Source organism: Lentilactobacillus sp. Marseille-Q4993, assembly GCF_951230165.1.
In the GTDB taxonomy this organism is placed as follows: Bacteria; Bacillota; Bacilli; order Lactobacillales; family Lactobacillaceae; genus Lentilactobacillus.
The window spans coordinates 23,834-38,209 of sequence record NZ_CATNVB010000007.1 but is presented as its reverse complement, the minus strand read 5'-3'; the positions used below and the strand labels follow the sequence as shown (position 1 = coordinate 38,209).

The 14,376-nt window shown below is 43.5% G+C and carries 12 protein-coding genes and 1 riboswitch; of the genes, 10 read left to right on the top strand and 2 right to left on the bottom strand.

The features are described from left to right. The first annotated feature begins 11 nt into the window (after positions 1-11). Positions 12-596, top strand: coding sequence for a hypothetical protein (locus QOW94_RS04305; protein WP_283679029.1), 585 nt, complete (start codon positions 12-14; stop codon positions 594-596). Position 597: 1 nt separating this feature from the next. Beyond that, entirely contained in the window at positions 598-822 is a 225-nt protein-coding gene (locus QOW94_RS04300; protein ID WP_283678957.1) for a hypothetical protein, read from the top strand. 110 nt (positions 823-932) lie between these two features. On the opposite strand, the gene dapF is transcribed toward QOW94_RS04300, so the two are convergent. Together dapF and QOW94_RS04290 are read right to left on the bottom strand one after the other, a co-directional pair. Continuing rightward, on the bottom strand, positions 933-1,925 hold the full coding sequence (dapF, locus tag QOW94_RS04295) for a diaminopimelate epimerase (RefSeq protein WP_283678955.1): 993 nt from the start codon (positions 1,923-1,925) through the stop codon (positions 933-935). Positions 1,926-1,942: 17 nt separating this feature from the next. Further along, positions 1,943-3,295: an aspartate kinase gene (locus tag QOW94_RS04290; protein ID WP_283678954.1), complete on the bottom strand. Its 1,353-nt coding sequence runs from the start codon at positions 3,293-3,295 to the stop codon at positions 1,943-1,945. Between the two features lie 210 nt (positions 3,296-3,505). Next, positions 3,506-3,683: riboswitch (Lysine riboswitch) on the top strand. A 118-nt stretch (positions 3,684-3,801) separates the two neighbouring features. On the opposite strand from QOW94_RS04290, the gene lysA reads away from it, so the two are divergent. The 8 genes from lysA (at position 3,802) to QOW94_RS04250 (ending at position 14,351) form a co-directional block, all read left to right on the top strand. Then, complete coding sequence (gene lysA / locus QOW94_RS04285) at positions 3,802-5,112, top strand: diaminopimelate decarboxylase (protein WP_283678953.1); 1,311 nt, start codon at positions 3,802-3,804, stop codon at positions 5,110-5,112. An 11-nt stretch (positions 5,113-5,123) separates the two neighbouring features. Then, on the top strand, positions 5,124-5,834 hold the full coding sequence (dapD, locus tag QOW94_RS04280) for a 2,3,4,5-tetrahydropyridine-2,6-dicarboxylate N-acetyltransferase (RefSeq protein ID WP_283678952.1): 711 nt from the start codon (positions 5,124-5,126) through the stop codon (positions 5,832-5,834). Positions 5,835-5,838: 4 nt separating this feature from the next. Then, positions 5,839-6,990, top strand: a complete 1,152-nt coding sequence (locus QOW94_RS04275; protein ID WP_283678951.1) for an N-acetyldiaminopimelate deacetylase — start codon at positions 5,839-5,841, stop codon at positions 6,988-6,990. Between the two features lie 27 nt (positions 6,991-7,017). Beyond that, on the top strand, positions 7,018-7,908 hold the full coding sequence (gene dapA, locus QOW94_RS04270) for a 4-hydroxy-tetrahydrodipicolinate synthase (RefSeq protein ID WP_283678950.1): 891 nt from the start codon (positions 7,018-7,020) through the stop codon (positions 7,906-7,908). A gap of 12 nt (positions 7,909-7,920) precedes the next feature. Then, positions 7,921-8,694 carry a 4-hydroxy-tetrahydrodipicolinate reductase gene (dapB, locus tag QOW94_RS04265; RefSeq protein ID WP_283678949.1) on the top strand — a complete coding sequence of 258 codons (774 nt, stop codon included), beginning with the start codon at positions 7,921-7,923 and terminating at the stop codon, positions 8,692-8,694. A gap of 15 nt (positions 8,695-8,709) precedes the next feature. Beyond that, on the top strand, positions 8,710-9,894 hold the full coding sequence (locus QOW94_RS04260; RefSeq protein ID WP_283678948.1) for an aminotransferase class I/II-fold pyridoxal phosphate-dependent enzyme: 1,185 nt from the start codon (positions 8,710-8,712) through the stop codon (positions 9,892-9,894). A 15-nt stretch (positions 9,895-9,909) separates the two neighbouring features. Further along, the gene (locus tag QOW94_RS04255) at positions 9,910-10,986 is read left to right on the top strand and encodes an aspartate-semialdehyde dehydrogenase (protein ID WP_283678947.1); all 1,077 of its coding nucleotides are present in this window, start codon (positions 9,910-9,912) and stop codon (positions 10,984-10,986) included. 638 nt (positions 10,987-11,624) lie between these two features. Next, positions 11,625-14,351, top strand: a complete 2,727-nt coding sequence (locus QOW94_RS04250) for an HAD-IC family P-type ATPase (RefSeq protein WP_283678946.1) — start codon at positions 11,625-11,627, stop codon at positions 14,349-14,351. The last annotated feature ends 25 nt before the right edge of the window (positions 14,352-14,376 follow it).

The following is a 14,376-nucleotide window of genomic DNA, read 5'->3' as shown; positions in this document are numbered from 1 at the left end:
ATGTGAAAATAATGAAGTTCGTTTTTGGCTCAATTATTACAATGAAAAAGCAAACGTGGGTGGTTGTCGGCGAAACTGTCGTTAATAATCCCCAACTGGTTTTGGACAACGTTAACTACATAGCAAAGAAGAACTTTGTGATCCACATTAAGTATGGTCAGGGGATTTCTCGACACTCGGTATTACTTTGTCGTTATGATGGATCCATTGAAAAGTACCTAACCGAGGATTCACCAAAGATGTTTGAAACGGCAGTGACGAATCAAGAGTTAGTCTTGGTTGAACAAGAAGAAATTGACGAATCTGATGCCAAACTGGTGGAAGAACTTGAAATCGAAGCCGATGAAAAAATTGCTTGGTTGGCCAGTGTTAGGCAGAATGCTCTGCTATCAATTGAAGACTATGTGAAGGACCTACAGAAGAAGATTGATAAGCTATCCCAGCGAAAGAAGAATCACTACTTTTCAAGTAAGGGTCACTATGAAGACGTAAAGGATTATTTGTTAGTAATTTCGCCATTTTCTGACTTGAGGATGAAGGAAAACCAAGTTCGCCAAGATGAGTGGCGACTAAAGTTGCAGTTAGGGGGTCAGTAGAATGATGGACGAAAAGAAGTTGGCAGCAATCGTCGCTGTTTTCAAAAAGTATAACATTGAAGTTATCACGGAAGGCTTAAAAATCACCAAAATCAATGGGACAACCGTCGAGGTCGATGCGACTACCTACATGCAAGACCAGTTGATTGATCATATCTTTGATGTGTTGAAACCACAGCTACAAAAGCAGGTGTTTGATGAAGAAGTGGGGTCACTGTACTCATAGGATTGTAAAAAAATAGCAGGGATAATTTCATCTTCTTGAAATTATCCCTGCTATTTTTTCGTGTCTAGTAACTGACTAGCCACGTTCTGTTCGTTTTATTTAAATATCGGCTATACTTCTTCCGCCGCTCTCACCGCACTAACAAACTTTTCATAACTTGCTTGTTCGCCAGTCTCAGCAATCTCAGCGTTGTCTAACACGCTGGCGTGTAGGTCAGCTTCTGGAATTTCAACGGTATTCGTTACGGTTGCGTTACCAATCAAGTCGATGTGGTATTCGCCGTTGGTATCGTGGACCCGGGTCTTAACCATTCCGCCAGGATTGTAAACAGTGATTTCTTCTTCGAATGAAGCAGCACCTGGGTGGTTCAAGCAGAATGCCAAACTAGTGGCTGACATTCCCGTTCCGCAGGCGTTAGTGAACCCAACGCCACGCTCAAAAGTTCTTACAAACAACTTGTTCTTGCCGATAATTTTGGCAAAGCTTACGTTCACCCCATCGTAAAAGTAAGGGTTGTCACCGTTGAGCTTAGTTCCTAGGTTTTCAAGGGTGTCTGAATCAAGAACGGCATCGTCCACAAAGCTGATCAAGTGAGGATTTGGCACTGAAATGGCAGTAAATGTTAGGTCGTCGTCTAATTCAGGCAGTTGTTGGTCAACGATTGTATCTGTATTCAGATTATCAAATGGCAAAGTTTCCCGCGCAAATGAAACTGGTGAGATTTCGACACTAAACGTAGGTACGCCATCAGCAAATGACTCTTCACGCTTAACTTGAAGGGGAGCGTCCTGAGTTTGAACACTGAATTCATCTTGGCCAAACTTTTCGGATAAGTAGCGACTGACAGTCCGCAACCCGTTACCGCACATTGAAGCAATACTACCGTCAGCATTGATAACTTGCATGCTACCAAGGGTGGCGTCATCATCGGTGTCGTCAACAACAAGTAAGCCATCCGCTCCGTCAAGGAGACCCTTGTTCTGGTCAGTGATGTGAGTTGCAAGGTTGACTAATTGTTCTTGAGTTAGTTTTGAATCGAGCTCAGTTTGATCTAATAAGAAAAACTGGTTCATTGAGCCGTGAACTTTCTGTAATTGTGCCATAGTATTGCCTCCGTTTGTTAGTTGAAAAAGTGATTGTAAATTTGTTTGATTGCCTCATTGGCGTCTGATTCTTGAGTTCCCAACATGATTGAGATTCGGGAAGCACCCTGATTGATCATGTGGACTGCAATATCATGGTCGGCTAATGGCCGAATGATATTTTCAATTGTTCCAATTCTAGCACGCATTCCTTCACCGACAACCATAATGATCGCATAATCGTCGATCCATTCAAGATTATCTGGTTGAACTGCGGCCTGAATGTCGCGGCACATAGCCTTTATTGTCTTGTCATCTAGCTGATTTTTATCAAAAATAATTGTTAAGTCATCAATTCCTGATGGCATGTGCTCATATGATACACCATACTTAGCTAAAATTTGAAGGATTTTGAGCGTGAACCCAACTTGTTTGTTAAGCAAATAACGGTGAAGGTAAAGGGCGGCAAATCGGTTAGAAGCAGTGATCCCAGTGACTGGCGACTTGATTTCAAAGTTTTCTTCGGGCACGATGAGGGTTCCTTCTGCCGTGGGGTTATTGGTGTTTTTCACGTTAATTGGAACTTGTCCCTGAATGGCAGGGATAATGGCTTCGTCGTTGAAGACTGAAAAACCGGCGTAGGATAATTCTCGCATTTCCCGGTAGGTCATCTTCTTGATTGGCATTGGGTCATCAACGATATTGGGGTTAGCGGCGTAGATTGAGTTGACGTCGGTGAAGTTTTCGTAAAGGGATGCGTGAAAACCACGGGCTAAGATTGAGCCGGTGATGTCTGATCCGCCCCGAGCAAAGGTAGCAATGTCGCCCTTCTCAGTAAAACCAAAGAAGCCAGGGAATACTAGCACGTCAGAGCCAAGGCTGATTCGCCCAAGATTTTCGTAGGTTTTTTCTTCAACCGAAGCGTTACCGGGGTCATCTGTGACGATGATTCCAGCTGTACTAGGATCAACGAACTTAGCGGTTATTCCCTGGGAGGTTAGACATGCAGCCATCAATTCGGCATTTAGCCGTTCACCGTGGGCTTTAAAGGCGTCCATCAGGTAATCGTCATTAGCATATTTGCCGTTGGGTAATGCCACTAGTTTGTCATGAATACTGGTTAGCACATCCGCAGGAACTGAGTAGGCTTCCCCAATCTCTTGGTAACGATCAAAGATTGATTTTACGATGTTCTCGTAATCGTTACCAGCAATTACAGCGTTAGCGTAAGAAATCAGCAGGTCGGTTACCTTGATGTCGCCTGAGAAGCGTTTACCAGGAGCTGAGGTGACTACGACCTTCCTGGATTTATCTGCTTTGATAATATCTATCACTTTTTGGAAGTGTTGCGAGTCCGCAAGTGAACTTCCGCCAAACTTTACGACCTTCATTGGTTTCGACCATCCTTCGACTGTATAATTTTTCAATAATTTGAAATTGTTAAGAAGAATTTTAGCATTTCTAATTATTAAAGCAAGCTCAAAGTCAGCGGCAATAGCCGTTAAAACGGGTCATAATATAGTACAAAATAATTTTTAAAAACTTTATTGGCGTTTAGACTTGAATAATTATGAAATTCATTATAAACTTTATAATAATTAAAAAAGTATAGAGGTTGCAGCCAACATCAGTAACTAGTGGAGTTCCTACTTGAACTTTGAAGCTAGTGAAAGGGGAGGTTGCCGAAGCGCTGAACGAGGTAGAGTTCAGTATGCTGGGACGTAATCCAATAGATTACGGACTGTCGCAACGTTAATGTTGCGGGGCGCTATCGACAATATAAAGAATTAATAGAGAACCAATCTATGAGATCTTTTTGTTTTTAGCGTAAAACAAAAGGATCTTTTTTTATATTCAAATTAGCGTGACCACTAAAAGTCACCGGAGGGAATATTACATGACAGCAGACAATCAACCATACAGTACAAACGAACAGGGCCACATCGAAATTGGCGGGGTTGACTCGCTCGAGTTAGCGCACAAGTTTCAAACACCACTGGTTGCATATGATGTAACTGGGATCAGGAATCAAATCAGAAGCTTTCAACGAGTGTTCAAGGACAACGATGTTGACTACGCAGTGAGCTATGCCAGCAAGGCCTTTGCAGCAATTGCAATGTTTCAATTAGTTGCTGAAGAAGATGGTCACATCGACGTTGTGTCCGGTGGGGAATTATACACGGCGATCAAAGCCCACTTTCCAATGGAACGCGTGAGTTTTCACGGCAACAACAAATCCCAGGATGAGTTGGAAATGGCTGTTGATAACCACGTTGGGGTAATTATCCTCGATAATTTCTATGAAATTGAGTTGCTCAACCGAGTTTTGATTGAAAAGAACGCCACGATGAACGTAATGTTACGAGTTACGCCAGGAATTTCGGCTCATACACATGAGTTTATCCAGACTGGTCAGGTTGATAGTAAGTTTGGGTTTGACCTTAACAGTGGTCAAGCGGATGAAGCGTTACAACAAGTGCTTAAGTTAGACCATATGCACTTACAAGGAATTCACGCCCATATTGGTTCGCAGATCTTCGAAGTTAGTGGCTTTGAAGCAGCTGCCGAGAAGTTGACTGATACCTTGCATGAATGGCAAACCAAGTTTGGCTACGAAGCTGAAGTTCTTAACGTTGGTGGTGGCTTTGGGATTCGGTACACCGAGGATGACGACCCAATTGCACCGGAAGAATTTGTTGATGCAATCGTCAAACGAGTAAAGAAGACTACTACGGATTATGGCATGAAGATGCCTGCCATCTGGATCGAGCCTGGTCGTTCAATCGTTGGCCCCGCTGGTTATAACCTTTACACGGTTGGTTCTCGTAAGGATATTCCGGGTTACGAATCATATGTTGCGGTTGATGGTGGAATGGGCGATAACATTCGGCCAGCCCTTTACCAAGCGGAATACGAAGTGTTACTGGCAAGTAACCCAACTGCACCGACGGCCGAGACCGTTCATCTGGCCGGCAAGTATTGTGAATCAGGCGATATTTTGGTTGACCATGCCGATTTACCAAAGACGGAACCTGGCGATGTGATTGCAATGCTGGCAACTGGAGCTTATGGCTTCTCAATGGCATCTAACTACAATCGGAATCCACGGCCGGCAGTTGTCTTTTGTGAGAACGGTAAAGCAAACTTAGTAATTCAGCGTGAAACCTACGCTGACCTAATTGAACGAGATCTACCATTACAAAAATAAGGAGTAACATGATGGAAAAATTAAGTGCACGAGAGATTATTGAATACATTGGTAACGCCCCAAAGAAAACCCCCGTTAAGGTTTATATCAGCGGTAAGATTGCTGACCTTGACTTTCCAAGTAGTATCAAAGCGTTTGCTGAAGAAAAGACCGCTGTTTTGTTTGGCGATTGGGCAGACGTTAAACCATTTCTTGCATCTAATAAGGAAGCAATTGCTGATTATGAAATTGAAAGTGATGCTCGCAACTCAGCGGTGCCACTTCTTGATACTAAGGAAATCAACGCTCGAATCGAACCAGGAGCAGTAATTCGTGACCAAGTAACGATTGGTAAGAATGCCGTTATTATGATGGGGGCAATTATCAATATCGGGGCTGAAATCGGCGATGATTCAATGATCGACATGGGCGTGGTGCTTGGTGGTCGGGCCATTGTTGGTAAACATTCCCACATTGGTGCCGGGGCAGTGTTAGCTGGTGTTATCGAACCTGCCTCTGCCAAACCAGTTCAAATCGATGATAACGTGTTGGTTGGTGCCAATGCGGTAGTTATCGAAGGCGTTCATGTTGGTGAGGGAGCGGTTGTTGCCGCTGGCTCAATCGTTACTTCGGATGTTGCTCCCCACACAATGGTAGCGGGAGTTCCTGCTCGAAAGATCAAGGATATTGATGAAAAGACGAAATCAAAGACGACCCTTGAAGATGATTTAAGAAAGTTGTGATGACATGGCAGTCCTAACCGAAGATAATTTAATAACAATTAGGCGACAACTTCACCGGATTCCTGAACTGGCTCTCAAGGAGTTCCAAACTCACGACTATTTAATAGAAGAAATTAGCAAAATGAATCAGGAAAATTTGGAGGTTCGCACCGTCGAAAAGCTTCCTACCGCAATTCTCGTTAGGGTTGATGGGAGTGAACCAACTAGAACAATTGGTTACCGAACGGATATTGATGCTTTGCCAGTTACCGAGCAGACCGGATTGCCATTTGCCTCAACCCACCCAAACGTGATGCACGCTTGTGGTCATGACATTCACATGACTGTTGCACTTGGCGTTCTGAGTTGGTTCTCTGAACACCAGCCAAAGGACAATCTGATTTTCTTCTTCCAACCGGCTGAAGAAAATGATAATGGTGGCAAAATCGCCTACGAACTTGGTGTTTTCGAGGGTAAGTGGAAACCAGATGAGTTTTATGGATTACATGATAATCCTGACTTGCCAGCAGGGGCGATTGGTTGCCGGATGGGGACCCTATTTGCTGGAACAACGGAAGTCAACGTCGATTTCAAAGGAAAGAGTGGTCACGCTGCCTTTCCACAGAATGCTAACGATATGGTAGTTGCCGCTTCCCAGTTTATCGTTCAAGTCCAAACCATTATTTCTCGGAGTATTGATCCCATTCAAAGTGGGGTTATCACTTTTGGGAAGATGGAAGCTGGAACGATTAGAAACGTAATTGCTGGTGAGGCTCGCCTTGAGGGAACGATTCGAGGGCTGACGCAGGTAATGATTGAAAAAATCGTGGCCAGACTAAAACAGGTAGCGAATGGAATCGCGGCCAGTTACGACTGCCAAGTCGATATTCAGTTTAACCAAGGTGGCTACCTGCCAGTTGAGAACAATGATGAACTTACCAAAAGATTTATTGATTTTTGTAGTCAAGAATCCAGTGTTGAGTTCATTGAAACCCAACCGGCCATGACCGGCGAGGACTTTGGATATCTACTTTCTAAGTTTGAAGGCACAATGTTCTGGCTGGGAGTTGAGGATGATTCCCAACTTCATGCCGCCACGTTTACACCAGATGAGCGGGCACTTGAAAAGGGTGTCTCTGCCATCACTAAGTTTTTGGAATACAGAATGACAAATTAAACTAACAATAAAAAGGGGAAATTTATTATGATTAATGCAGACTTGCTTACAGCTATTGTGACACCGTTTGGTGAAGATGGTTCCATCGACTTCGAATCACTTGAAAGACTTACTAACCACCTTATTGATACCGGATCACGTGGATTCGTCATTGGCGGAACTACTGGGGAAACCCCAACTTTGAGTCACGATGAAAAAATCGAACTTTACACCCGTTTTGCCCAAATCGTTGATGGCCGTTGTGTCGTTATTGCCGGAACTGGTAGTAATAACACTTACCAAACATCTAACTTTACTAAAGAAGTTAGTGATATTCCTGGGATTGACTACGCTTTAGTTGTGGTTCCTTACTACAACAAACCTAACCAACGCGGAATGATTGCTCACTTTGACACGGTTGCTGAAAACTCATCAGTTCCTTTGATCATCTACAATATTCCCGGTCGGACTGGAGTAAAAATGGAACAGGAAACAGTTGTTGAACTTTCTAAGAACCCTAACATTGCCGGGGTTAAGCAATGTACTCCAATCGAGGAGCTGGAATACATCGTTCAAAACACTACTGATTTCAATGTTTATACTGGTGAAGATGCTCAAGCCCTTGAAGCAAAAGCAGTTGGGGCCAACGGAGTAATTTCGGTTGCTGCTCACGTATACGGGGCCGAAATCCGGAAAATGTACGATGCTCTCGAATCTGGTGATGTTCAAACAGCTGGATCATTAATGAGAGAATTAACGCCAAAAATGAGTGCGTTGTTCATGTATCCATCACCATCTCCAGTTAAGGCAGTCCTTAATGCTACCGGTTATCCAGTGGGTAGTTGCCGTCTTCCTATCCTGCCACTTAATGATGAAGAAAAAATCGAACTGGCAAGAAAGTTAAATTTGGGTGATAATGCTTTAATGGAGACTAAATAAAAGGAGTCAATCATGATTAAAGTTTTAGTATCTGGGTTCATGGGTTCCATGGGCCAAAAGACAGTTCATATGGTGAATGATGCCCCTGATTTCAAATTGGTAGCGGCGTTCAATCCGGGCGCTGAGGGAATCAACAAAGCTGATTACGGCTTGGCAGATGACGTGGAGGTATTTACTTCGCTCGATGATATCAAGACTGACGCTGAGGTATGGATCGATTTCACAGTTCCAAGTGCGGTGTTTAATAATATCAAGTTCGCAATCACAAACGGAATCCATCCCGTTGTTGGGACTTCAGGAATGAAGGATGAGCAGCTAGCTGAGTTGACTAAACTCGCTCAGGATAAGCAAGTTGGTGGAATGGTTGCCCCTAACTTTGGGTTATCAGCAGTGCTATTGATGAAATTTGCTCAGGAAGCAGCTAAGTACCTGCCTGACGTTGAAGTTATTGAAATGCATCATGCTGATAAACTGGACGCCCCATCGGGTACCGCTATTAGCACCGCCAAAATGATCAGTAAGGCCCGGGAAGCAGAGCCTGAATCATCACTTGCAGAAACAATCAAAGGTGCTCGGGGAGCTGACGTTGACAACGTCCGCGTTCATGCAGTTCGTTTACCTGGCTACATTGCCCACGAGCAAGTGTTGTTTGGTGGTACTGGCGAAGCGTTGACAATCAGACAGGACTCGTTTGACCGCGAATCTTTTATGGGTGGTGTTAAAATCGCCGTTCCGTTTGCCGCAACCGCTAAAGAATTGGTTGTTGGTCTGGAAAACATACTTTAATTTAGGAGGCATATCATGCCAGAATTAGATAAAAAACTAGAGCAGATTGGGAACAAGAACCTTGCCGAAGTTGGGCCATCGGGAATTCGGGAGTTCGACCAAAAAATTTCTTCGATTGATGGTATCGTTAAGTTAACCATTGGGGAACCGGATTTTGCCGTTCCTGACCACGTTAAGAATGCTGCTATTGAAAGTATTAAGGCTGATGAATCTCATTACTCAGCTCAAAAAGGGATTCCTGAATTAAGAAAAGCGATTAGTTCTTTCGTTGAAAAACGGACGAACGTTACATACGACCCTGAATCAGAAATTATCGTAACGATTGGTGCAACCGAAGCCCTTTATACGGCTATGAATACGATTCTTAATCCTGGCGATAAGGTGATTGTACCAACGCCAGCGTTTGCACTATACTTCCCACTTGTAACGGTTGCTGGGGCTGAACTAATTACGATTGATACTTCGGATGATGGCTTTGTCCTCACTCCGGAAAAGCTACAAAAAGCGCTTGATGAAAATGGTGATTCTGTTAAGGCAATCGTACTTAACTACCCAAGTAACCCAACGGGGGTTGAATATAGTGAGGAACAGTTACAGGCATTGGCTGACGTGTTAAAACAACACAGTATTTATGTAATTGCTGATGAGATTTACTGTGAGTTGACCTACGGCGTTGACCACCATTCAATCGCTACGATGTTGCCTAATCAAACTATCTTGATCAACGGTCTCTCAAAGTCGCACGCAATGACTGGTTACCGAATTGGTTACATTGCTGCGCCAAGGGATTTCGTGACTAACGCGGCCAAGATGCATGCGTTTGTCATTACTTCACCTTCAAATCCAGCTCAGTACGCTGCTTATGAAGCACTGGCAAATGGGTTGGAAGATCCAGTTGAGATGAAGGCTGTCTATCATAAACGACGAGACTACATTGCCGACCGGTTAAGCAAGATGGGCTTTGAAATTGTTCAGCCGAAGGGTGCATTTTACATCTTTGTCAAAATTCCTGTTACAATTAACGAAACCTCGGTTGAGTTTGCTGAAGATTTGGCAAACAAGGCTCGAGTTGGTGTTACTCCAGGATCAGCGTTTGGTCCCGGTGGGGAAGGCTATATTCGTTTGTCATACGCTGCATCAGACGATGACATCAAGCTAGCAATGGATCGAATGGAAGAATATTTAAAGAGTATAAATTAGATAGGAGTAATTAACATGAAGGAATTTAACGTTGCAATTTTAGGAGCAACAGGAGCAGTTGGAACTAGATTGATTCAACAATTGGAGCAGTCCACGATTCCAGTAAAGAGCATTAAGCTACTAGCATCATCACGTTCTGCTGGTAAGGTGCTTAAGTTCAGGGGTCAAGATGTCACCATTGAAGAAGCTAAGCCAGAAAGTTTTGATGTGGTTGACCTTGTCTTAGCATCAGCTGGTGGTTCAGTTTCGAAGAAGTTCTTGCCTGAAGCTGTAAAACGGGGAGCAGTTTGTGTGGACAACACCAGCGCGTTTCGAATGGACCCCCAAGTTCCCCTTATCGTTCCTGAAGTTAATGCAGACCACTTATCAGACCACAAGGGAATTATTGCTAACCCTAACTGTTCAACTATTCAAATGGTGGTTGCCCTTGAACCAATTAGACAACAATTTGGTTTGAAGCAAGTTATCGTTTCAACTTACCAAGCGGTTTCTGGTGCTGGCCAATCAGCTCTTAACGAATTAATGGAAGAATCAGAACAATACATCAAGGGTGAAGAAATCGACCCTAAGATTTTACCTACTAAGGGTGACAAGAAGCATTACCAAATGGCATTTAACTTATTGCCACAAATCGACGTCTTTGAAGATGATGGTTATACTCATGAAGAGTGGAAGATGATCCATGAAACTAAGAAGATTATGTTAAATGACATGAACGCCAAGGACATCAAGGTTACTGCTACTTGTGTTCGAGTGCCAGTAAGAATTGGTCACGGTGAAACTGTGTACTTTGAAGTTGAAGACAAGAGTGCTACCGCAGCCCAAATTCAAAAGGCATTGTCGTCAGCTGCTGGAGTTGTGCTTGAGGATGATCCAAGTAACCAAATTTATCCTCAATCAATCAATTCTGAAGGTAGCCGTGACACGTTTGTTGGTCGGGTCCGTCCTGACCTTGAAAATGAAGGTAACTTCAACATGTGGGTTGTGTCGGACAACTTGTTGAAGGGTGCTGCTTGGAACACGGTCCAAATTGCGGAAGAACTTGTAAAGCGTGATTTGGTGCGGGTGCCGGAAGAGGCGTATGAGTTATAGAGTGCTGAACACCACGGTTAATCTTTGAGCACTAAATTGAAAATGACGAGCGAGCAAACGAAGTGCGCGGTCGTCATTTTTATTTAGGTGAGAAGATTGTGGTGGGAAGCCGATTTGCGTAGAGTGTGAGGGAGTGAGACAGAAAGCATACGAAGGTGCTTTCGTTGTCTCACCCCCGCAGGACCGACAGTAACTGGGGGCCATGAGTAGTGGCCCTCAGTCCTGACGGTTACTGCGTGTAGCAAGTATTTGGATAAAAGAAAAGAATGCAGTAATAAATTTCAAGACAATGAAATTTACTACTGCATTCTTTTGGTACTTGAGCTTTCTACTAGCCTTATTTTTTTAAATGTAGGGAGTGAACTAGAAATTTTTAATTTCGTTCGTGAACCCCCACAATGGCAACACTAACTGACGAAAATGAAATTAAGTCAGTCGTGATGGCTACTGTTGAATCAGGTTTGGCGAACGCGTTTTGGCTATGTAGCAAACGACAGCAAACAATGTTCATAACCCAGCTCTTACACTTAACCAAATTAACAAATCCCACTAATTAGTTGAATTAGTTTACCATTCCCTTACTTTTCTTATATAATTTATATAAACAAATTAATGAAAATGGATAGGTGATTTACAAAATGGCAGAAAACTTAGAAGAAACGAAGAACCCTCCCGAACAAAAGTTGTGGCGGGATTCAACTGACAAGCTTGCAAAGGACTTTAACACCGACATCGAAAAGGGATTAAGTCCAGCAGAAGCAAAGAAGCGGTTGGCTGAAGATGGCTACAACGAATTAACAGCTAAAAAGAAAAGCAAGCTCCTTCAGTTCTTGTTGCAGTTCAACAACAGTATTATCTACATTTTGATTGCTGCTGCGCTGATTACATTATTGTTGAAGCACTACTCTGATTCAGCCGTTATTGCGGTGGTTATCATTGCCAACGCCTTTATTGGATTCTTCCAGGAAATGCAGGCTGACAATGCCCTAACTAAAATCAAGGAGTTGTTAGTTAGTCAAAACATCGTTATTCGCGATGGACATAAGATTGAAGTACCCGCCAGAGAACTGGTAGTCGGGGATATCGTATCGGTCGAAGCTGGGGATGCAATTCCTGCCGATATGCGATTGTTCAATGCAGACAACTTGAAGATTCAAGAATCTACTTTGACCGGTGAAAGTAATTCGGTTGATAAGACTGAAGATCCGCTTACTGCTGAGAATGTGCCACTGGCTGAACGGTCGAACATGGCCTACGCTTCAACTGCGGTCACCCAAGGTTCAGGAATGGGAATTGTTGTTGGTACTGCTGAGGATACAGTCATTGGTAATATTCAACAAGACGTTGAGGAGACCAAGGCACAAGTAACGCCATTGATGAAGAATCTTGATAAGCTTGGCGTTAACTTATCGCTATTTATTATTGCGGTTGCGGTCATCCTGTTTATCGCTGGATTGATTACCAAAATCTATAGTTTGCCAACGTTGACGATTGCGATTATCACGATGGTTGTTGGTTCGATTCCTGAAGGATTGCCAGCTTCTACTTCGGTTGTCCTTGCTCGAGGAGTGCAAACGATGACTAAGCGCGGAGCAATCGTTAAAACATTGCCCGCCGTTGAAACTCTTGGGGCGGTTGATATCGTTAATACCGACAAGACCGGTACTTTGACCAAGAACGAAATGACCGTTACCGACGTTATCACTAATTCTAACCACTATAAGGTGACTGGAATTGGTTTCGTTGATGGTGATAAGGGGGTTTCCGGTGATGTCATGTTGGGCGATAAAAAGTTCAATTATGAAGATGATGATGAGTTTGCCAAACTTGTTACGATTGCCGGTACGACAACCGATGCCGAGTTAGTAAAAACTGATGGTGAGTGGAGCTTGACTGGTGAGCCAACCGATGGTGCGTTGACTAGTTTGTACCACAAACTAAAGGGACATGAACCGGAGATCGATGAAGTTGATACTTTACCGTTCGACTCTGCCTACCGGTTCAGTGCCCGGTTGGTCAATAAAGATGGCCGCCGAATTGCTATGATCAAGGGAGCTCCCGGAACTATCTTTGAGATGGTTAAGAAAAACGATCCAAGCTTTGAAGAAGAAGCTTGGAACAAGAAGGTTAATGAGTTGACCGTTGATGGCCTTCGGGTGGTTGCGTTAGCCTATATTGATAATGTTGACACGGATACTGTCTCAATGGACCTGTTTGAAAACGGGGTCGTGATGGTCGGAGTTGTCGGAATCATTGATCCACCACGTGAAGAAGTAATTCCTGCCATCCGTAGTCTTCGTCAAGCCGGAGTTAGCGTTAAGATGATTACCGGTGATCACCCAGATACTGCATCAGCAATTGCTAAGAAACTGGATTTGGATGAGAGTATTAGTGCAATCACTGGCCCCGAGTTAAACGAAATGTCTGATGAGGAATTGGTTAAGAATATTGGTAAATACAACGTGTTTGCTAGAACGACACCTCAAGATAAACTAAGAATTGTGCGGGCCCAACAAGCAAACGAAAAAATTGTTGCTATGACCGGTGATGGAGTTAACGATGCGGCTGCCCTGAAGCAAGCCAATATCGGTATTGCCATGGGTGAAAAGGGAACTGAAGTTGCTAAGGAAGCAGCTGATATGGTTCTGGTAAAGGATGACTTTGAGACTATCGTTGATGCGGTATTTGAAGGACGACACGTCTTTGATAATATCCGGAAGACGATTCGCTTCCTGTTGCCAACGAGTTTTGCTGAAGGATTAGTTGTTCTTATCAGTATGGTGATGGGGCAAGAGTTGCCACTGTACCCAACGCAATTGCTATGGATCAACACCGTTTCAGCGTTGACGATTCAGTTTGCCTTCATTTTTGAACCCGCTGAAGAATCGGTTATGCGGCGAGGACCTCGTAACGTTAAGAAGGGAATTCTCAGCCTAGTGGATAATATCGAGATTGGTTATGTTTCGGTACTGATCTCAATTCTAGGTATTCTCTGGTTTGATCACTACGTGGATAGCGGTATGTTGACGCCAATCCTGGCTTCTACGATGACCGTTAATATCATTATCTTTGGTAAGATCTTCTACTTGTTTAACATCCGAAATTCTTACCCAATTATTTCGAAACATTTCTTTGAAAATAAAGCGGCGTTTGTCATCATAATCATCTTGGTATTGATGCAAATGGCCTTTGTCTACATTCCGTTTATGCAGGAAATTTTCCACACCGCAAGTATCAGTTTCTTCCACGGTTGGGGAATTCCAATCATTGCCGGCTTTATCGTCTTGGTAGTGACCGAAATTGTCAAACTCGCGCGAATTGCGTACAACAAGAAGCGGAGCAAAACGGTATCAATGAAAAACTAATTTAATTTTAAAAAGGCTCTCGATA